19 protein-coding genes and 1 pseudogene are annotated in these 19827 nt (G+C 66.0%); 16 read left to right on the top strand and 4 right to left on the bottom strand.

Annotation, left to right across the window (positions count from 1 at the left end; all coding sequences use genetic code 11):
* Nucleotides 1-126 precede the first annotated feature (126 nt).
* The 6 genes from ACFQQD_RS10725 (at nucleotide 127) to ACFQQD_RS10700 (ending at nucleotide 6898) form a co-directional block, all read left to right on the top strand.
* On the top strand, nucleotides 127-1563 hold the full coding sequence (locus ACFQQD_RS10725; RefSeq protein ID WP_378089111.1) for a GuaB1 family IMP dehydrogenase-related protein: 1437 nt from the start codon (nucleotides 127-129) through the stop codon (nucleotides 1561-1563).
* A gap of 176 nt (nucleotides 1564-1739) precedes the next feature.
* Nucleotides 1740-3050: a hemolysin family protein gene (locus tag ACFQQD_RS10720; protein WP_378089109.1), complete on the top strand. Its 1311-nt coding sequence runs from the start codon at nucleotides 1740-1742 to the stop codon at nucleotides 3048-3050.
* Nucleotides 3047-4117: a hemolysin family protein gene (locus tag ACFQQD_RS10715; protein WP_378089107.1), complete on the top strand. Its 1071-nt coding sequence runs from the start codon at nucleotides 3047-3049 to the stop codon at nucleotides 4115-4117. Before ACFQQD_RS10720 ends, ACFQQD_RS10715 begins: the two co-directional genes overlap by 4 nt.
* A gap of 93 nt (nucleotides 4118-4210) precedes the next feature.
* Nucleotides 4211-5221 (top strand): metal ABC transporter solute-binding protein, Zn/Mn family, encoded by a 1011-nt coding sequence (locus ACFQQD_RS10710; RefSeq protein WP_378089105.1) that lies wholly within the window; start codon nucleotides 4211-4213, stop codon nucleotides 5219-5221.
* Nucleotides 5222-5231: 10 nt separating this feature from the next.
* A complete protein-coding gene (locus tag ACFQQD_RS10705; RefSeq protein WP_378089102.1) occupies nucleotides 5232-6092 on the top strand; it encodes a metal ABC transporter permease in 861 nt (286 codons plus the stop codon).
* Complete coding sequence (locus ACFQQD_RS10700; protein ID WP_378089100.1) at nucleotides 6089-6898, top strand: metal ABC transporter ATP-binding protein; 810 nt, start codon at nucleotides 6089-6091, stop codon at nucleotides 6896-6898. The genes ACFQQD_RS10705 and ACFQQD_RS10700 overlap by 4 nt, the downstream gene beginning before the upstream one ends.
* Here the strand turns inward: ACFQQD_RS10700 and ACFQQD_RS10695 are convergent.
* A complete protein-coding gene (locus tag ACFQQD_RS10695; protein WP_378089098.1) occupies nucleotides 6865-7278 on the bottom strand; it encodes a Fur family transcriptional regulator in 414 nt (137 codons plus the stop codon). The two genes, ACFQQD_RS10700 and ACFQQD_RS10695, sit on opposite strands and share 34 nt — an antisense overlap.
* A gap of 58 nt (nucleotides 7279-7336) precedes the next feature.
* Between ACFQQD_RS10695 and ACFQQD_RS10690 the strand changes: the two genes are divergently transcribed.
* The 3 genes from ACFQQD_RS10690 to ACFQQD_RS10680 all read left to right on the top strand — a co-directional run bounded on the left by ACFQQD_RS10690 (nucleotide 7337) and on the right by ACFQQD_RS10680 (nucleotide 9428).
* The gene (locus tag ACFQQD_RS10690; protein WP_378089096.1) at nucleotides 7337-8008 is read left to right on the top strand and encodes an MBL fold metallo-hydrolase; all 672 of its coding nucleotides are present in this window, start codon (nucleotides 7337-7339) and stop codon (nucleotides 8006-8008) included.
* Nucleotides 7996-8916 (top strand): sulfurtransferase, encoded by a 921-nt coding sequence (locus ACFQQD_RS10685; RefSeq protein WP_378089094.1) that lies wholly within the window; start codon nucleotides 7996-7998, stop codon nucleotides 8914-8916. Before ACFQQD_RS10690 ends, ACFQQD_RS10685 begins: the two co-directional genes overlap by 13 nt.
* Nucleotides 8917-8993: 77 nt before the next feature.
* A complete protein-coding gene (locus tag ACFQQD_RS10680; protein WP_378089092.1) occupies nucleotides 8994-9428 on the top strand; it encodes an HIT family protein in 435 nt (144 codons plus the stop codon).
* Here the strand turns inward: ACFQQD_RS10680 and hrpA are convergent.
* The gene (gene hrpA / locus ACFQQD_RS10675; protein ID WP_378089090.1) at nucleotides 9425-13462 is read right to left on the bottom strand and encodes an ATP-dependent RNA helicase HrpA; all 4038 of its coding nucleotides are present in this window, start codon (nucleotides 13460-13462) and stop codon (nucleotides 9425-9427) included. The two genes, ACFQQD_RS10680 and hrpA, sit on opposite strands and share 4 nt — an antisense overlap.
* Before the next feature lie 343 nt (nucleotides 13463-13805).
* Here hrpA and ACFQQD_RS10670 point away from each other — a divergent pair, with 343 nt between their 5' ends.
* The 3 genes from ACFQQD_RS10670 to ACFQQD_RS10660 all read left to right on the top strand — a co-directional run bounded on the left by ACFQQD_RS10670 (nucleotide 13806) and on the right by ACFQQD_RS10660 (nucleotide 15383).
* Nucleotides 13806-14294 carry a hypothetical protein gene (locus tag ACFQQD_RS10670; protein ID WP_378089088.1) on the top strand — a complete coding sequence of 163 codons (489 nt, stop codon included), beginning with the start codon at nucleotides 13806-13808 and terminating at the stop codon, nucleotides 14292-14294.
* A 2-nt stretch (nucleotides 14295-14296) separates the two neighbouring features.
* Nucleotides 14297-14659 (top strand): hypothetical protein, encoded by a 363-nt coding sequence (locus ACFQQD_RS10665; protein ID WP_378089086.1) that lies wholly within the window; start codon nucleotides 14297-14299, stop codon nucleotides 14657-14659.
* A gap of 352 nt (nucleotides 14660-15011) precedes the next feature.
* Nucleotides 15012-15383, top strand: a complete 372-nt coding sequence (locus tag ACFQQD_RS10660; protein ID WP_378089083.1) for a PKD domain-containing protein — start codon at nucleotides 15012-15014, stop codon at nucleotides 15381-15383.
* Nucleotide 15384: 1 nt separating this feature from the next.
* Here ACFQQD_RS10660 and ACFQQD_RS10655 read toward each other — a convergent pair whose 3' ends face one another.
* Complete coding sequence (locus ACFQQD_RS10655) at nucleotides 15385-16053, bottom strand: HNH endonuclease (RefSeq protein ID WP_378089081.1); 669 nt, start codon at nucleotides 16051-16053, stop codon at nucleotides 15385-15387.
* Nucleotides 16054-16117: 64 nt separating this feature from the next.
* Nucleotides 16118-16624 (bottom strand): annotated as a pseudogene (locus tag ACFQQD_RS10650) (DUF222 domain-containing protein); the annotation flags it as partial.
* Here ACFQQD_RS10650 and ACFQQD_RS10645 point away from each other — a divergent pair.
* Genes ACFQQD_RS10645 through ACFQQD_RS10630 form a run of 4 tightly spaced genes read left to right on the top strand, consistent with a single transcriptional unit; the run spans nucleotide 16511 to nucleotide 19821 of the window.
* Nucleotides 16511-16999, top strand: coding sequence for a hypothetical protein (locus ACFQQD_RS10645; RefSeq protein ID WP_378089079.1), 489 nt, complete (start codon nucleotides 16511-16513; stop codon nucleotides 16997-16999). The pseudogene ACFQQD_RS10650 and the gene ACFQQD_RS10645 sit on opposite strands and share 114 nt — an antisense overlap.
* Entirely contained in the window at nucleotides 16996-18087 is a 1092-nt protein-coding gene (locus ACFQQD_RS10640) for an ABC transporter substrate-binding protein (RefSeq protein WP_378089077.1), read from the top strand. Before ACFQQD_RS10645 ends, ACFQQD_RS10640 begins: the two co-directional genes overlap by 4 nt.
* A gap of 7 nt (nucleotides 18088-18094) precedes the next feature.
* Entirely contained in the window at nucleotides 18095-19030 is a 936-nt protein-coding gene (locus ACFQQD_RS10635) for an ABC transporter permease (RefSeq protein WP_378089075.1), read from the top strand.
* On the top strand, nucleotides 19030-19821 hold the full coding sequence (locus tag ACFQQD_RS10630) for an ABC transporter ATP-binding protein (RefSeq protein ID WP_378089073.1): 792 nt from the start codon (nucleotides 19030-19032) through the stop codon (nucleotides 19819-19821). Before ACFQQD_RS10635 ends, ACFQQD_RS10630 begins: the two co-directional genes overlap by 1 nt.
* The last annotated feature ends 6 nt before the right edge of the window (nucleotides 19822-19827 follow it).

Raw genomic sequence — 19827 nt, 5'->3', positions numbered from 1 at the left:
CCGGTGGGCGCCGGACGATCTGGTCCGGCCCGTTGGCGCGCCTCGTCCAAGCATAGTGATACTTCAGCACCAGGTTCCAACAGGACGCGGATTTTCTCGGCACCCAGAGGGTGGGACGATGGACACATGGAATTCCTCACCACGCCGACCACCGATCTGACCTACTCTGACGTCTTCCTGGTTCCCTCGAAGTCTGAGGTCACGAGCCGGATGGACGTCGACATCTCCGCCGGAGACGGCACGGGGGCCACGATTCCGCTGGTCGCCGCCAACATGACCGCTGTGACCGGACGACGGATGGTCGAGACCATGGCCCGGCGTGGCGGCCTGGGCATCCTGCCCCAGGATGTGCCGCTGGACGTCATCGAGCGCGTGGCCAGTTGGGTCAAGGACCGGCATCCCGTGTTCGAGACGCCGCTGAAGGTCCGCCCCTCGGACACGGTGCTGGACGTTTTGCACCTGCTGGGCAAGCGCAATCATCCGGCGGCCTCGGTCCTTCACGACGACGGGACCTTCGCCGGCATCGTCCGCCAGGAGGACTGCGAGGGCGTGGATCGGTTCTCCTCAGTGGAGTCGGTGATGCGTCAGCCGGGGGTCACCTTCCAGGTGGAGAGTTTCCCCAGCCTCGTCGAGGCCTTCGGTCAGATGGACGCCGCCGGTGCTCTCTATGCCCCGGTGCTCGACGGAACGGGACTGGCGGGGATCCTCACTCCGCGCGGTGCCTTGCGCTCGGGCATGTTCACGCCCGCCGTGGACGAGGCCGGGAAGCTGCGGGTCGGGGCCGCCGTCGGGATCAACGGGGACGTGGCCGGACGCGCCGCCGCCCTGGTGGAGTACGGCGTCGATGTGCTCGTGGTGGACACGGCGCACGGCCACCAGCAGAAGATGCTCGACGCCCTCGCCGCAGTCAAGTCCCTGGACCTGCCGGTGCCCGTGGTGGCCGGGAACGTGGTCTCGGCCAGTGGCGTGCGCGAACTGGCGGCGGCCGGAGCGGACATCATCAAAGTGGGTGTGGGACCTGGCGCCATGTGCACCACGAGGATGATGACGGCCGTGGGCCGGCCCCAATTTTCCTCCGTCCTGGATTGCGCCGCGGCAGCCCGGGATCTGGGCAAGCACGTCTGGGCCGACGGCGGCGTCCGCTACCCGCGGGACGTCGCCCTGGCGCTGGCCGCCGGGGCCAGCCAGGTGATGATCGGCTCCTGGTTCGCCGGCACGGTCGAGTCCCCGGGCGATTTGGTGGTCGATGCCGACGGGCGCAAGTACAAGGAGAGCTTCGGCATGGCCTCGGCACGGGCCGTGCAGAACCGCACCAAGAGCGAGGACGCCTACTCGCGGGCCCGCAAGGCGATGTTCGAAGAGGGCATCTCCACCTCCCGGATGTACCTGGATCCGGAGCGGCCGTCCGTGGAGGACCTGCTGGACATGATCACCTCCGGCGTGCGGTCCTCGATGACCTATGCGGGGGCCACGGATCTGGACCGGTTCCGCGAGCGAGCCGTGGTCGGCGTGCAGTCCGCCGCCGGATACGAGGAGGGACGGCCGGTTCAGCAGTCGTGGTGAGGCGGATTCTTTCCGTATACTGAAGACACCATGGACAGACACCGATCCGGTGCCACCGTCCGCCGCAGGGAATCCGCACAGGGTTCTGCCTCGGCCGGAACGGAGCCCTCTAGTACGTGCCCCTCCTCTCTTCGGCCGTTTTCTCGGTCTGACAGCAGCGGGAGTGGGTGCTGAGCGTGGAATGGATACTCCTGGCACTGGGTCTGCTGCTGGTCCTCGGCACCGGATTCTTCGTGGCCGTCGAGTTCGCGCTCATCGCCCTCGACGTCCCCACGGTCCAGCGACTCGTCGACGGCGGTGACAAGGGCGCCGAGCCGCTGCTGAAGTGTCTGAAGTCGCTGTCCACGCAGCTCTCGGCGTGTCAGCTCGGCATCACTCTCACCACGCTGCTCACCGGTTACCTGATGGAGCCGTCCCTCGGGGCACTGCTCGCCGGACCGGTGCAGTCTCTCGGACTGGACGAGACGGCCGCCTCGGCGGTGTCCGTCGTCGTCGCCATGACCCTGGCCACCCTGGCGTCGATGCTCATCGGCGAGCTGGTCCCCAAGAACCTCTCCATCGCGCGGTCCATGGAGATCGGCCGCGCCCTGGCTCGTCCGCAGCTGATCTTCACCGCCATCTTCCGGCCGGTCATTTTTCTGCTCAACGGCTTCTCCAACCAGGTGCTGCACCTGTTCGGCATGGAGGCCAAAGAGGAGATCTCCGGTTCCCGCACGCCGGAGGAACTCTCCTCGCTCGTCCGCCGCTCGGCGGAGATGGGCACTCTGGACGAGAAGACCGCGGTCTTCGTGGACCGTACCCTGCGTTTCTCGGACCGCACAGCCGCCGATGTCATGACTCCCCGCATCCGGATGGAGTCCATCGAGGTCGATGAGCCGCTCGACGCCGTCATCGAGACGGCACGGCGGACCGGCTACTCCCGGTTCCCGGTGATCGGGGACTCTCCGGACGACGTGCGCGGAGTGCTGCACGTCAAGAAGGCGGTTGCTGTGCCCCGCGCCAAGCGGTCGGAACTGGTGGCGGCAACGATCATGACCGACGTCGGCCGCGTCCCGGAGACCGTCCACCTCGACCAGCTGCTCACCGAGTTGCGCTCGGCCAGCCTGCAGGTCGCGATGGTCGTGGACGAGTACGGCGGCACCGCCGGCATGGTCACGCTCGAGGACCTGGTCGAGGAGATCGTCGGCGAGGTCTCCGACGAACACGACCGGGTCACTCCCGGCGTCCTGCAGACGGCCTCCGGCAAGTGGTTCTTCCCGGGCTTGATGCGCCCGGACGAGGTCGGCGCCCAGATCCCGGCCCTGAAGGTTCCCGAAGACGGCGCCTATGACACCGTGGGCGGCTACATCATGGCCATGCTCGGCCGGGTGGCCGAGACCGGTGACCTCGTCGATGCCGACGGCGGCACGCTCGTCGTCGAACGCATGGACGGCCGCCGAGTGGATCGCGTGAAATTCGTCCCCGAATCGCGAGGTGCCCCACGATGAATCCCGACGTCATGGGCATGCTGTGGCTCGTCGTCCTGCTGATCGCCAACGCCTTCTTCGTGGCCGGCGAGTTCGCGGTGATGGGCGCGCGGCGCAGTCAGATCGAGCCGAAGGCCGAGGCCGGCTCCGGTCCTGCCAAGACGGCTCTGTTCGCCATGGAGCACGTGAGTCAGATGCTCGCCGTGTGCCAGCTGGGCATCACGGTCTGTTCGCTATTGATCCTCAACGTCTCCGAGCCGGCCATCCACCACCTGTTGGTGGGCCCCTTGGAGACCGTGGGGATCCCCGCGGCGCTCGCGGGGGTCGTGGCCTTCGCCCTCGCCCTGTTCGTGGTCACGTTCCTGCACGTCACCTTCGGCGAGATGGTGCCGAAGAACGCCGCGGTTTCGATGGCCGACCGGGCGGTGCTGTTGCTGGCCACCCCGCTGGTCTGGCTCAACAAGATCCTGCATCCGGTGATCGTGCTGCTCAACTGGACGGCCAACCTGGTGTTGCGGGCGCTGAAGGTCGAACCTCAGGACGAAGTCAACTCCTCCTACACGCTGGAGGAAGTCCAGTCGATCGTCGCCGAGTCCACCCGGACCGGTCTGGTGGAGGACGGCTCGGGGCTGCTCTCCGGGGCGCTCGGATTCTCCGACTACACCGCCGAGAAAGTCATGGTGCCGGCGGAGGATGTGGTGACCCTGGCCGCCGACGTGACGCCCAAGGCATTCGAGAAGGCGGTCGGACGGACCGGGTTCTCGCGTTTCGTTCTCGAGGACGCGGACGGCTCCTATACCGGTTACCTGCACCTCAAGGACGTCATGACGGTGCCGGGGGAGCGGTACGCCGAACCCGTTCCGGTGACCAAGGTGCGGTCGATGGCCAACGTCAGCGTGTCCGATGAGATCGAGGACGCACTGACGCTGATGCAGCGCACCGGCTCCCACGTCGCCCGCGTCATCTCGGCGGCGGGAGAGACTGTCGGAGTGCTGTTCCTCGAGGACGTGCTCGAGGTTCTCGTCGGGGAGATCCACGACGCGACCCAGTCGAACAACCCCGTTCGGATGCGGTCTCCGGAGGCCTGAGGCCCGAGCCGTTATTTGTAACGGTTCTCAACATGGTATGTTGCTAGTCATTCGCAATTACCGGCCACTCCGAACTTCGTGAAGGGACCTCTCTTGGTCATTTCCCGCTCATCCCAGCCTCCCCGTTTTCTCACTGCCGGCCTGACCGCGGTCGCGCTGATCGCGCTCACGGCCTGCTCCGCCGGCAACTCGGGCGGCGGTGACGGTGGCGGGGGCTCGGCCGGCGGTGGGGATCCAGTGGCCGTGGCCACCACCACGCAATTGGGCAGCATCGTCGAGGAGATCACCCGTTGTGCCGGCGCCGAGTCGGCGACGGTGATGGGTCCCGGAGACGATCCGCACGATTTCTCGCCGTCCTCGCAGCAGATCGCCGAGATGACCCGGGCGGACCTCGTGGTGACCAACGGCTTGGGCCTGGAGTCCGGGATGCAGACGGCGTTGGACAATGCCACCGCGGACGGTGCAGAGATCATGGAGGTCGCCCCCGAGGTCGACCCGTTGCCGTTCACGGCCGTGGATCACCACGCCGAAGAACACGAGCACGAGCACGAGCACGAAGGCCACGAGCATTCCGACGGCGACCCCCATTTCTGGATGGACGTGTCCCGGATGGCGAAGGCCGCTGAGCTGATCGGCGCGAAGCTGGAGCAGGTCACCGGTGATGAGCAGTACGCCACGTGCGGGACCGAGACCGCGGACGAATTGTCCTCCGTGGACGAGGAGATCACGGCGATCCTGGACGAGATTCCCGAGGATCGCCGGACCCTCGTCACGGACCACGCCGCCTACAACTACTTCGCCGACGCCTATGGTTTCGAGATCGCCGGCGTGGTGATTCCCGGCGGTTCGACGGATGCTGAGCCGTCGTCCGAAGAGATGGCGAGCCTCGTGGACCAGATGGAACAGGAGGGCGCCGATGCCCTCGTCACGGGCGCCGGTTCGGACAACAAGCTCGTCGACGCGCTCTCTGCCGAGACCGGCGGGGAGGTCCCGGTGGTGAAGCTCTATGAGGGTGCGCTCGGGGCAGAGGGCTCCGGCGCCGAGACCTACGCCGAGGCCATGAAGGTCAGCGCCGAGACGCTGGCCGATGCCCTGCCGCGCTAGGGTGTACGCCGTGGAATGGTTGACCGAGCCTTTTGCCCTGGGCTTTCAGCAGAGGGCACTGATCGGCGGCCTCGTGGCGGCGCTGATGTGTTCCGTCGTCGGCGTCTGGTTGGTGCTGCGTGGCATGAGCTTCTTCGGCGACGCCTTCGTCCACGGGGTGATTCCGGGGATCGCGGCGTCCGTGCTGTTCGGCTTCTCGCCCTATCTTGGCGCCGCCATCGCCGCGGCGGCCATGGTGGGCGGTATGCAGCTGATCTACCGGACCACCACGTTGAAGGAAGACACCTCGATCGGCCTGCTCTTCGTCGGCATGATGGCCCTCGGCGTGGTGCTCATCTCCAAGTCCGAGTCCTATACCGGCTCACTGACCGCGATTCTGTTCGGTGATGCTCTGGGCGTCGGGTGGGCGGACATCCGCATGCAACTGATCATGGCCGTCGTCGTGGTGATCTTCGCGGGCGTGCTGTACCGCCCGCTGATGGCCTTGTCGTTCTCCCCGGCCAAGGCGCAGTCGCTGGGCATGAATCCCCGGCTGACGCACGGCCTGCTGCTGGTGCTCATCGCGACGTCGGTCATCGGCAGTTTCCATGCCGTGGGCACCCTGTTGGTGTTCGGCCTGCTCGTCGGCCCGCCGGCCACCGCGGCGCTGATCTCCCGGACCGTGCCGGTCATGTTCGCCTGGTCCATCGCGATCTCCGTGGTCTCGGTGTGGTGCGGGCTCACGCTCAGCTTCCACTGGGGCACCGCCGGCTCCGCGACCATGGCCCTGGTCCCGATCGTGCTGTTCTTCGTGGTCCTCGCCGTCCGGGAGATCGTCCGCCGTCTCCGGGCACAGGACACCCAGACCGAGAAAGTCGAGGTGGCTCGATGACGGGGGCACTGGTCGAGGCCCAGGATCTGGTGCTGGCGCACGGTCATCACGTGGCGCTGGATGCCTCGTCCTTTCGGGTCCCGCTCGGGGGCGTGACCGCGGTGATCGGACCCAACGGGTCCGGCAAGTCCACGTTGCTGCAGGCCATCGCGGGGGTGCTCGAGCCGACGTCGGGAACGCTGCGGGTCCTGGGCGGCTCCGCGCGGCAGAGCCGGCAGCGCATCTCCTACGTCATGCAGTCCGTCGTGTTCCCGGTGGGGACACCCATGACGGTGCGGGACGTGGTGCGGATGGGCCGGTATCCGGCGGCGGGCTGGCTGCGCCCCCTGACCCGGACGGACCGCGAAGCGGTGGACGAGGCGCTGCGCAAGATGAAGGTGGAGGACCTCGCGGGGCGGCACCTCGACGAGCTCTCCGGAGGTCAGCGTCAGCGCGTGTACGTCGCCCAGGGGCTGGCTCAGGGGCATGAGGTGCTGATGCTGGACGAGCCCATGACGGGGCTGGACCTCAACTCGGCCCGGACCATCGACCGCATCATCCACGCAGAGACGGACCATGGCCACTCGGTCGTCCTGACCACCCACGACCTCGACGAGGCGCGGGCCGCCGACCACGTCATCCTGGTCCACGGCACCGTGGTGGCCTCGGGGCCGCCCGAAAGGGTGATGACCAGGGCGAATCTGGAAGCTGTCTACGGTCTGGGCTCACTGCACAGCTCGGCCGAACGGGACGAACCGGTGTTGGTCGATCCGGACTGTACGCCGGACGAGCTTCAGCCTCGCGAGCAGTCGGGGCAGATGCCGTAGATCTCCACCGTGTGTTCAGCCGCCGTGAACCCGTGTTCCGCGGCCGTTGTGGCCGCCCACTGTTCCACGTCCGGGGCCTCGATCTCCACGGCCCGGCCACACTGACGGCAGAGCAGATGATGGTGGTGGGTCTGGGCCTGGCAGCGGCGGAAGAGCGACTCGCCGTCGTCCGGGTTGAGCACATCGACCTGACCGTCCTGCTGCTGTTGCTGCAGGATCCGGTACACGGTGGCCAAGGACACCTGCTCGCCTCGGTCCTTCAGGATCGAGAACAGGTCCTGGGCGCTGACGAAGTCCTCCCGCTCATTCAGGGCCCGATTGACGGCGGTCTTCTGCCGCGTCGAGCGTCCCTTGACCGGGCGGGCTGGATCGGTATTCATCGAGCAACAGGTTATCAGCCGGCTTATCAGTCGGCTGTACTCAAGATAGGCTGACGGGGTGGATACCCAGATTGCACTGACCAAGTTCGGCCATGCCTGCGTGCGGCTGGAGAAGGCCGGTCGCCGTCTCGTCATCGACCCCGGGAGCTTCACCGATGTTCCGGCGGCTCTGGAGGGCGCTGAGCACATTCTCATCACCCACGAGCACGCCGATCACCTGGATGACGGCCCTGTTCTGGAGTTTCTGGCTGCCCACCCGTCCGTGACTCTTCGTGCTCCCGCCGGAGCGGCCGCGAGACTCACCGAGGCCTCTGCCGAGACCGAGCAGCAGATCATCGTCACCGGGCCCGGTGAGGAGTTCGACGGCGCGGGATTCTCCGTACGCACCCTCGGCGGCCAGCACGCCGTGATACACCCGCAGATTCCCGTGGTGGCCAATGTGGGCTACATCCTCGACGGGTTGATCTACCACCCCGGCGACAGTTACATCGTGCCCACCGGGCCGGCCCCGGACACCGTTCTCGTGGCTCTGAACGCCCCGTGGAGCAAACTCTCGGAAACCCTGGACTTCATCACGGCGCTGCGGGCTCGCCAGGTCATCCCGGTCCACGACGGCCTGCTCAACGATCAGGGCTTGCCCACGTACCGCAAGCACGCGACCACGTTCGCCGATCGTTACGGATCCGAGCTCACGGTACTCCAGGAGGGACAGACCGCGTGGATCGGTTGAGGCAGAGCGAGCTCCCGGTCCTGGTCGACGTCGAGGTGCTCGCCTCCTGGCAGCGCGGCGAGCGCGGACAGGACACAGAGCGGCCCGGATTCGTCCCGCGCGACCCTGCTCCGGAGGACGGCGCACTGAAGATCCTGGATGTGCGCTGGACCGTCTTCGGCTCCGGCGACGGCCACGATGAGTACCTCCGCGGGCACATTCCCGGTGCCGTCTACGTGAGCATGGCCAGTCAACTGGCCGGGCATGACGGTCCCCGCGAGGGCCGGCACCCGCTGCCGGACCCCGGACGGTTCGGGGACACGGTGCGCATGCTCGGCATCAACGACGGTGACACGATCGTGGTCTACGACGACGCACAGGCCACCTCCGCCGCACGGGCGTGGTGGCTGCTGCGGCACGCCGGATTCGAGAAGACCTATCTGCTCGACGGCGGGCTGACGGCCTGGCGCAACGCCAACCTGCCCCTGCAGCCCGGAGATGTGATCCCCGTGCCGGGCCGGGCCCGCACCACGTGGGGTCAGATGCCGGTGCTGGACATGGACGACGCCGCGGCACTGCCGGAGCGGGGGGTCCTTCTGGATGCCCGTGCCTGCGAACGCTATCGCGGTGACAGCGAGCCGTTGGACCCGCAGGCCGGACACATCCCCGGCGCTCTCAGCGCTCCCACCGCCGAGAACCTGGACGCGACAGGGCATTTCCGGCCTGCCGACGAGCTCGAGGAGCGCTTCCGGAAACTCGGCGTGGACGGTGCCGCTTCGGTCGGGGTGTACTGCGGATCCGGAGTGAGCGCTGCTCACGAGGTCGCGGCCCTGCATCTCGCGGGCCTGGACGCCGCTCTGTATCCGGGGTCATGGTCGGCCTGGTCCAACACCCCCGGCCGTCCGGTGGCGACCGGAGACCGGCCATGATGCCCGCCCCGCGTGGACCGTTGCCGGTCCCACGGGGGAAGATGGAGTTAGCCCTAGCCGATCGAGGAGACCACACCATGAGCACTGTCTTCACCCGCATCATCAACGGGGAACTGCCCGGTCGTTTCGTCTGGACGGATGAGACCTGCGCCGCATTTCTCTCGATCGGCCCCCTGACGCAAGGCCACACCCTGGTGGTGCCGCGCGCCGAGGTGGACCGGTGGACCGAGGCCGATCCCGAACTGCTCTCCCACCTGGTGGCCGTGGCCCAGGCCATCGGCAAGGTGCAGGTGGAGGCCTTCAACGCCCACCGCGCCGGCCTGATGATCGCCGGCTACGAGATCCCGCACCTGCACGTCCACGTCTGGCCGTCGTACTCCCTGGAGGATTTCGACCTAGACCAGGTGGACAACAACCCCGAGCCGGAAGACCTGGACGAGGCCGCCGAGAAGATCCGCGCCGGACTGCGGGTCGCCGGGCACGGAGACTCCGTCCCAGCCTCCTCAACCTAGACTGCTTTCAGGGCTTGGCGGACACGCTTCTCGGATACCGTCACCGCGGTGCCCAGATCCTGGGCGAAGTAACTGACCCGCAGTTCCTCGATCAGCCACCGCACGGCCTCCAGCGCCGGCGGAACGGGTCGGCCGGCGGGCACCTTCTGCACGGCATCGTCGAAAGCGTCTTCCAGCTCATGGATCACGCTCAGGTCCCGGGCATCGCGCTGGACGTTCCCGCCTGCCTTGAGCTTCTCGATCCGCCGGAGCATGCCCTGCAGATACCGCGGCAAGTGTTGCAGATGCGCCCATCCGGTGCTGGCGACGAAGCCGGGGAAGACCAACTGCTCGAGTTGAGCCTTGATGTCGTTCAGGGCCGGGGCCATGGCCAGGGAGACCGAGCCCTTGAGCTCCTTGCGGACCTGAGTGGCCCGGGACAGGATCTTCTCGACGACGGCCGTGACGGCGAACACCGTGTCGATCAGTTCGGCGCGCACCGTGGTGAACAACTGGCGGAACTCGGCCTCGGTGAACGGCAGCTCCTCGGGCACCAGCCGATCCACCGCGGCGCGAGTGCTATCGGAGATCAACCGGTCCACCGATCCGTGCGGATTCTGGGTGAAGGTCAGCTTCTCCCGGTTGTCCAGGTGGTCCAGGACGTAGCGTTGCGGGCTGGGCACCTGGGCCAAGAGCAGATTCACGACGCCGGCCCGGTGCGCCGCGAGCTGATCAGTCTCGGTGCGAAAGACCGTCGTGCCGGCGGCCGGGCCGCCGTCGGGCGTGGATTCTGCCACCAGCGCCGGATAACCGGTGATCCTCTGCTGGCCGCCGCCGGCCGCGACCGTGGTGTCGAGCTTGCGGGGAAGGTCCCCGATCTCCCAGTCCGTCATGCCGTGGCGCTCGGTGAGGGGACTTCCGGTGGGAGCCGCGCCGGGCGTCGGGCCGGGGGTTGCGGAAGCGGCCTTCGGGGCGGCGCCTGAGCTGAGCGAGGCGGCGATGGCCGATCGGTTCTCGGTGGCCAGACGGTCCTGCAACGCACCCAGGTCCTGGCCGGTCCCGATGACGGCGCCGCGACCGTCGACCACTCGATAGTCGGGAACCAAATGGGCGGGAATCGCGGACAGATCCCACGAGTCCGGCGGGATCACCACGCCTTTGAGCCGCCGCAGGGTGCGTTCCAGCGTGGGCAGCAGGTCATCGGTGGCCGGGTCAGCGTCCTGTTCCATCTGCTCGACGGCGGCTCGGGCCACGTCCGGGGCCGGCACGAAATTCTTGCGCACCGCCTTGGGCAGGGACCGGATCAAGGCGGTCACCAACTCGACGCGCAGACCGGGCACCAGCCAGCGGAACCGCTCGGGATCCATCTGGTTCAGCAGCAGCACGGGGATGATGACGGTGATGCCGTCGGACGACTGTTCGGCTGCGGGGTTGGCTGCGGGGTTGGCTGCGGGATTGAAGTCGTAGGACAACTCCAGCTCGATGCTGCCCCCGGCCGTGGGGTGATGGAACACCGTGGGGAATTGGTCAGTGTCCAGTTCCTCCTCGTCCACCGCCAGCAGTGACTGTGGGTCGAAGTCCAGCAGCTCGGGCGACGTCTGCCGCGCCTTCTTCCACCACGAGTCGAAATGCCGCTCGGACACGACAGACTCGGGGATGCGAGCGTCATAGAACGCGAAGAGGTCCTCGTCGGAGACCCGCAGGTCGCGCCGGCGCAGCCTGGTCTCCAACTCTTCGACGTCGGCCAGGGCTTGGCGGTTGCGGGCGAAGAAGTGGTGCCGGGTCTTCCAGTCACCCTCCACGAGGGCGTGACGGATGAACAGCTCACGCGCGAGCGCGGGGTCGATCTTCCAGAACTGGACCTGCCGGTCCGCCACCAGCGTGACACCGAACAGGGTGACCTTCTCCCGGGCCACGACCGAGCCGGACCGCTTGGACCAGTGCGGCTCGCTGTACGTGTGCTTGGCCAGCGGTCCGGCGGCGTCCACGGCCCAGTTGGGGTCGATCTTGGCGACCATGCGGGCCCAGAGCCGGGAGGTCTCCACGAGCTCTGCGGCCATCACGAAGGCGTGCCGTTTCTTGAACAGGGCCGAACCGGGGAAGATCGCGAAGCGGGTGTTGCGGGCGCCCTGGTAATCCCGCTTCCGCTCATCCCAGGCGCCGATGTGGGACAGCAGACCGGTCAGCAGGGAACGGTGAACGGGCTCGTGCTGGCTCACGGGATGGACGGGACCGGGCGAGACGGAGATGCCCAGCGGCTTGGCCAGCTGACGCAACTGCTGGACGAGGTCCTGCCACTCGCGCACCCGCAGGTAGTTGATGAACTCCGTGCGGCACATCTTGCGGAACTGGTTCCCGGACAGTTCCTTCTGACGGCTTTGCAGGTATGCCCAGAGGTTGAGCAGTGACGAGAAGTCGGAGTTCTCGTCCGCGAACCGAGCGTGCTGCTCGTCGGCCTGGGCTCGCTGTTCGGTGGGTCGTTCGCGGGGGTCCTGGATGGTCAGGGCGGCGGCGAGCACCATCACTTCGCGCACGCAGTCGCGGTTGCCCGCCTCGACGATCATCCGGCCCAGCCGCGGATCCACGGGCAAGCGGGCGAGCTTGCGACCGATCGGGGTGATGGTGCCCTTGGGGTAGGTCCGTCCCTTGGCGTCCGGCCGACCGCTGTTCAGCGCTCCCAGTTCCGTCAGCGCGGTGGCGCCGTCCGTCACCTGACGGGAGTCCGGCGGCTGCAGGAAGGGGAAATCGCCGACGTCGGCGGGGGTGCGGGCCACGCCCATGGAGCACATCTGCAGGATGACGGCGGCCAGGTTGGTGCGCAGGATCTCCGGGTCGGTGAACTCGGGGCGGGACTCGAAGTCCACTTCGGAGTAGAGCCGGATGGCGATGCCGTCCGAGGTGCGTCCGCAGCGGCCCGAGCGCTGATTGGCGCTGGCCTGGCTGATGCGTTCGATCGGCAGGCGCTGAACCTTGGTGCGGTGGGAGTATCGCGAGATGCGTGCCGTGCCGGTGTCGATGACGTACTTGATGCCCGGCACGGTCAGGGAGGTCTCGGCCACGTTCGTCGCGAGCACGATGCGGCGTTGGGCGCCGGGGGAGAAGACGCGGTGCTGCTCCGACATGGACAGGCGGCCGTAGAGGGGCAGGACCTCGGTGGGTCCCAGACGTCTATTGGCAGCGACTCTCGGGGTCAGTGCCTCGGCGGCGTCGCGGATCTCGCGCTCGCCGGAGAAGAAGACGAGGATGTCGCCGGGGGCTTCCCGGGACAGTTCGTCGACGGCGTCACAGACGGCGTCCACCGGGTCGCGTGATTCTTCTGCCTCTTCGGAGTCGGCGTCTGCGTCGGTGTCTGTGGTGGAGCCGACCGCGGGGGAGTCCAGCGGACGGTAGCGGATCTCCACGGGGAAGGTGCGGCCCGAGACCTCGATGATGGGAGCCGGTTCGCCGTCGGATTCGGCGAAGTGCGCCGCGAAGGAGTCCGGGTCGATGGTGGCCGAGGTGATGACGACCTTCAGCTCCGGCCGCTTGGCGAGGATGCGTTTGAGGTACCCCAGCAGGAAATCGATGTTGAGGCTGCGTTCGTGGGCCTCGTCGATGATGATCGCGGAGTACTTCGCCAGGGTCGGGTCATGCTGGATCTCGGCGAGAAGAATGCCGTCGGTCATGACTTTGACGCGGGTGTCCGCTGAGGTCTGCGCCGTGAAGCGGACTTGATAGCCGACGTCGGTGCCGAGCGGGGTGTTCAGCTCCTCGGCGATGCGCTCGGCCACCGAACGAGCGGCCAGGCGGCGCGGCTGCGTGTGGCCGACCATGCGATCCGGGTCGAGCACACCCTCGCCGGCCAGTTCGAGGAGCATCTTCGGCAACTGGGTGGTCTTGCCCGACCCCGTCTCCCCGGCCACGACGACGACCTGGTGGGCCCGAATGGCCTCCATGATGGTGTCCCGCTCGCCCGAGACGGGAAGGTGCGGCGGGTATTCCAAGCGGAAGGTGGTCTGGGTGTCGGTGGGGGTGTTGGTCGGGGTGTCGGTTTCAGCCGCGGGAGAGTCGGACATGGCACCGGCCAGTCTAGATGTTGTGGATGACCAGGACGGCGTCGATGAGGTTCTGCTTACACTGTGGTGCAGTGTCCGGCTGGCGGGAAGTCTGCGGCACATGTCGATGGCTTGATGCCGTGATGGAGGGGCCCAGGTTCAATGCAGGTGCCATCGAGGATTGTGTCGGACTCCGGGGTTTCGGACTGATCCCTTCGAATGCGAACTTCGACTAAACGCGAAGCCAGAAGACTTGGCCCAAGGAAGTCCTACGCAATGGTCATCTTTTCGCTACTGAGCCCAGCCGGGAGCAGCTTGTCGCGATCCGCGTACCATGGTCAGTAACTATAGGAAGGGGCCTGGCTTGAACGACACAATCGGGATCATCGGGTTGGTCGTGACGACCGTGGGCTTTTCCTTAACGGTGTGGCAGATCTGGCGCACGGCCAATGCGAGTGAAAAGGCGACCGAAGCACTAAAGGCGGCTACCCGCCGGATGCACTTGAACCACCTCCTCGTACTGTTGCCTCAACTGAAGATTTACGAGTCCGAACTTGATGCGGCCCAAGCCGACGACGACAAGAAGCAAGCGATTCGTGCGCTTGTGTCGTATAGCCATGCAGCTCAACAGGTTGCGGCTCTGCTTGAATCCTCAAGCGAAGGTAGGGAAGAGGCCGAGTTGGTAGATCAACTTCGCTCCAGTGCGTCAGCCGCGAGTTCAGCGAAGGCGACCCTTGTATCTGGTGCCACAAAGCCTGTTCGTCTAGTGGTAAAAAGTGCTGCGGAGCAGATTGGCTCCATGAGCACGTTCGCTGCTGGACTAGCAACTAGGTATCAAACGAAAGTGGGATAAGCGTGCAGGTTTTCACTGAAGAACAAAAGGCTGACCTCATTCGTCGCCTTGCAATGCTCGAGAGGCGAGGGCAAATCCAGTGGGCACCAGTTGATGACAATTTCGAGTTTCGTACGCAAATAGGCAGATTTGCTTACCAAATATCCTCGCGTGACAAAGATGACTTTGCGCCTTATGAGCTCGCTGTAATTGATACTCATACTCCGTCTTTGCGTGTGCCAGTTGAAGTGATAGACACTTCGGAATACGCTAATTATAATGAGCATCTTCAGGCTCTATATAAAACGGTCAAGCGGCGCGCGTTGGGACTAACTCGTATTGTTGATGACGTATTCAGAGAGTTCGATCAGTTCGACGATTTCTGATTTTTCAGATTACCGCGAGCTCTTGGCCTAACTAGGCCGCATAACGTCTACTGAAGTTCCGTAGTGATGAGCGGGCTTAGCACGTGGAGCGATGGTTGGGACATGGACGTTGCCTTGGGGCACCTTTGAATACAACGCATCGCTATCCGTGGCTCTATGCGAAGCCACATTCTCGTCTGGCTTGTCGACTTCGATGGCGGCAGGGGGACCGGCGGTGTCAGCCATGGCGCGTCATTCAAATGAAAAACCGAACTGGAAACGTAGTGCGAACTGCGTGTTCCGGCGATGACTCTAGCTTGTACGCGAGTGCTTTTTGAGTACGAACTTTTTTGCCACTGAGGAGCCGCAGACGTTGAACACGACGATGTTGGGTCAGCAGGTGGCGATTCAGGCGGTGCCGGTGCGGTGGACCTGGGAGTACGGGGATGGGTCGGAGCCGGTGTCGAATCCGTTCCCGGGTGGCCCGCAGAGGGAGTTCAACCAAGAAACCACGACCAGTCATGTGTATGAGGAGACCGGGACGTTTCCGGTGTCGTTGTCCACGGCGTATCGGGGTCAGTTCTCGGTCAATGATGGTCCGTGGATTGCCATTCCGGGCATGGCGACGGTGGCCAGTGAGCCGGCTTCGGCCGATATTTGGCGTTCGAAGTCCAAGAACGTGGCCGAGGACTGTGACGCCAACCCGGAGGGGTGGGCGTGCGGGGACCCCTTCGAAGAGAACTGACTCACGCGCTGTTGGCGGTCTCGCGTGTCAGTGGTCGGGTTCGATAACGGTAGTGGTGTCCGGTGGGGGTCGTGACGTCGAGTTGTTCGGGTGTGGCGTGGTGTTTCCATCCGGGCCGCTCTTTGGCGAGGTTGCACCGGGTGCAGAGTCCGGAGGCGTTCTCCCAGTTGGTGGGTCCGCCGTGCTGGTGGGGTGTGGCATGGTCGATCTGCCGGATGGGCGCATCACAGTAAGGGGTTCGGCAGACGTCGTCCCGCAGGAGCACCATGCGTCGTAGGAGTCCGGAGAAGCCTCGGCGCTGAGAGTCCATGGCGACCAGCTGACCGTCGTGCGGGTGGGTGTAGAGGCGGCGGAGGAACGCCTCGGCCTCGGGGTTGGAGACCAGGTGGCGTGCGGTGTCTGCTGGTACGGGTCCGTGCCCGGGAAACCAGCCAGGGGCGGCATCGTCCCGGAACAGGGTGGCATCGGTCATCACCAGTTGCACCTCGATGGCCACCTTGGAGGCCTGTGTTTGGCCGGTGAGTCGCTCGACGAATACATCGGCGCCGACCTGGTTGGGGGTGCGGCCCTCGGCCTGTCCGGCGGCGATCTGGCTGGCGGTCTCGGCCACCAGGGCGGAGTGGCAGGCCACGGCCTGGTTCATGGGCAGCAGGGCGCTGAGGTGGGCCATGCCGTCTGCGGTGGGCCATGCCGTCTGCGGTGGGCCGGAGGGTGATCCGGCGGGTCTGGGTGGCGCGGGTGAAGTGTTCTGCTGCGGCGTCCGGGTCGCACTGCATGGCTTCGGCGCGGGCCTCGCGCATGAGTTGGCGTTCGCCGATGATGCCGAGGCGATCGGTGAGGTGTTCATCGACGTGGCGGCGGGCCGCGGCGGGTAGCCAGAAGGTCTCTCGTTCGATGATGGCTGCTTTGGTCTCGGAAATCCGGCCGGCTCGTAGGGCGTCGAGGGTGTGGGGCAGGTCGTTGACGAGGTGGCGGGCTAGTCGCAGGTGTGTGGTGCCGCGGCTGGGGGATTCGGAGCGGGCGAGGGCGATTTCTCCGCCGAGTCCGCGTCCGCGGTGTTCGGGCTCGATCCCGCGGGTGGCTTCGGTGTGGCAGCGGTGGGAGAACAGGGCTGCTGATTCCTCGGCTTGAGCGGCGGCGCAGGCGGCTTTGATGTGTTCGAGGAAGTGGATGCGGTTGATGGCTTCGGCTTCGACGTCTCCGTCGATGTCTCCGATGCCGTTCGTGGCCGCCGGGGCCATGGTCGCCAGAGCATTCCGCAGCCTGACGAGGTCCAGGGCGGAGGCTGGTGGGGCAGGCTCGGGGGCTTCCTGGTCGGCGTCCTGCGGGGCGTCCTGCGGGGCTTCCTGGTTGGCTTCCACGTCTGGTTCGAACATGTGTACTACTCTAGGGAGGATCCCGGACACCGTAAGGTCTCTGGCGGGGTGTGGGGAGAACTTCCGCACCCAAGAAGCCTGTGGAGTACCGATCGTCTCCAGATCCACCTCGACACGGGCCAACGTGACCTACATCGCACTCGTTCCACCTATTCTAGGATTCTGGCGCGCTCCGGTTATCTCTCGCGCCGGCGCAACCAGCGTCACGCCGGAGCACGCGGTGTGAAAGGACCACTATGAAGCTCGGAAGTCTCGGTATCCCCACAGAGGCCCGCACGGGAAATCGCACAGTGCTCCGCGCCGGGGCGACGCTGGCCGTCGCCGCACTCGCGCTGACGGCTTGCGGCAACGGCGGCAACGAGGGTGAGGGCGGAAGCGGCAACGACGCCGGTTCCGAGTCCTACTCGATCGGCGTCTCCCAGTACGTCACCCACCCCTCGCTCGACGCTGCTCGCACCGGGTTCGAGAAGAAGCTCGAGGAGTCGGGGCTGGACATCTCGCTGGATGTGCAGAACGCCCAGGGCGACCAGTCCACGGCCAACACCATCGCCGGTACCTTCGCCTCAGCCGACCACGATCTCATCCTGGCCATCGCCACCCCGTCGGCGCAGACGGCAGCTCAGGCCGTGACGGATACCCCGATTCTCTTCACCGCGGTGACGGATCCTCCGAGCGCCAATCTGGTTGAGTCCAACGAGGCTCCCGGCGGCAATGTCACCGGCACCTCGGACGCCAACCCGGTGCTTGAGCAGCTCACGCTGCTGAAGGAGATCGATCCCGACGTCAAGAGGGTCGGCATCGTGTACTCCTCGGGCGAGACCAACTCGGAAATCCAGGTGCAGTGGGCCAAGGAGGCCGCGGAGGAGCTGGATCTGGAGATCGTCGAGTCCACCGTCTCCAACTCCTCCGAGGTGCAGCAGGCGGCCAACTCGCTCTCCGACGTCGACGCTTTCTATGTCCCCACGGACAACGCCGTCGTCTCTGCCCTCGAGTCCCTGATCGGCGTCGCCCGCGACCGCCAGATCCCGGTCGTGCCGGCCGAGGGGGACTCCGTGGCCCGGGGTGGTGTGGCCACCTACGGAATCCAGTACGAGAAGCTGGGCGAACAGACCGCCGACATGGCCATCCGCATCCTCACCGAGGACGCCGACCCGGCCTCCATGCCGGTGGAGACATACGCGGAACCGGAGCTGTACGTGAACCCGGACGCCGCCGAGGCCTTGGGAGTGGAGATCCCGCAGTCGATCCTCGACGAGGCCGACCACGTGGTCAGTGCCGATGATGCCGAAGCCACCGAGGACGCAGAGGGCGAAGGGGACTCAGAGTAACTCCGTTATGACGACCGCCATCGAACTGGGCATGATCTACGCCATCATGGCCCTCGGGGTCTACGTGACCTTCCGCATCCTCGACTTCCCGGACCTGACGGTGGACGGCTCGTTCACCACGGGTGCGGCCGTCGCCGCCATCTCGATTGTCAACGGGGTCAATCCCTTCCTGGCGATCCTGTTGTCCTTCATCGCCGGGTTCCTCGCCGGCACGATCACGGGACTGCTGCACACGAAGGGACGGATCAACGGACTGCTGGCCGGCATCCTGACTCAGATCGCGTTGTATTCGATCAATCTGAGGATCATGGACAAGGCCAACGTCCCTCTGCTGGGCGAGGACACCGCGATCACGCCGCTGCAGCGTGCCGGGTTGCTGGGCGGCTGGGGCTCCATCGGTCTTTTAGCGGCCGTGGCGATCCTGCTGGCACTGGCGCTGGTGTGGTTCCTCCACACGGACACCGGTCTGGCGATGCAGGCCACGGGCGACAACGAGAAGATGATCCGTTCCTACGGGGTCAACACCGACAATCAGAAGATCCTCGGACTGGCCCTCTCCAACGGGCTGGTCGGCATGAGCGGTGCCATCGTGGCGCAGTTCCAGGGGTTCGCGGACATCGGCATGGGCATCGGCCTCATCGTCGCGGGTCTGGCCTCCGTCATTCTGGGCCAGGCCATCTTCGGAACCCGCTCGATCATGGTGGCGGCGCTGGCCGTCGTCGCCGGTTCGGTGCTCTATCGAGTGGCGATCCAACTGGCGCTGACGGTCGGCCTGAACCCGAACGATATGAAACTGATCTCGGCCATCCTCGTGGTGATCGCGCTGGTGGTCCCGCAATTGCCGTTCTTCCGGCGGCGCAAGGCTCTGGTGAGCCGTGCGGATCCCGACGGCGGCGCGGCCACGGGCGCTGAAGCGGTCTCGACGACGGAAGGAGCCCGCTGATGCTGTCCCTGTCCCAGGTCCACAAGACCTTCTTCCCCGGCACCGTCAACGAGCGCAGAGCCCTCAGAGGCATCGACCTCCACCTCGACGAAGGCGACTTCGTGACGGTCATCGGCTCCAACGGCGCCGGCAAGTCGACCGTGCTCAACGTCATCTCGGGCGAACTCTCGCCGGACACCGGCACGGTCAGCGTGGACGGCCGTGACGTCACCCGGATCAAGGATCATCGCCGTGCCGATTTTGTGGGCCGCGTGTTCCAGGATCCGATGGCGGGTACGGCGCCGCACCTGACCATCGAAGAGAACATGGCGATCTCGGACAAGCGGGGATCGGCACGGTGGTTGGGCCTTGGCGTCACGTCGGCCAAGCGCCGGCGGTTCGCGGAGGAACTCTCGGTCCTCGAGTTGGGGCTGGAGAACCGTCTCAAGGCGAAGGTCGGCTTGCTCTCCGGTGGCCAGCGGCAGGCTCTGAGCCTGCTGATGGCGACGTTCTCGGAGCCGAGGATCCTGTTGCTGGACGAGCACACGGCGGCACTGGACCCTCAGCGGGCCGAGCTGGTGACCCGGCTGACCGAGCGAGTCGTGACCGAGAAGAATCTGACCACCCTCATGGTCACCCACAACATGGAGCAGGCACTGCGGGTGGGTAACCGGCTGATGATGATGCACGATGGGAAGATCATTCTGGACATCTCCGGCGAGGAGAAGCGCGGCAAGACCGTGCGGGACCTGCTGGGAGAGTTCGAGCGGATCAAGGGCTTGACCCTGGACGACAAGACGCTGCTGCAGTAGGTCGCT

Origin of the sequence: Citricoccus sp. GCM10030269 (genome assembly GCF_042665635.1) — a bacterium.
Lineage (GTDB): Bacteria > Actinomycetota > Actinomycetes > Actinomycetales > Micrococcaceae > Citricoccus.
This window is presented reverse-complemented; position numbering and strand designations above follow the sequence as displayed.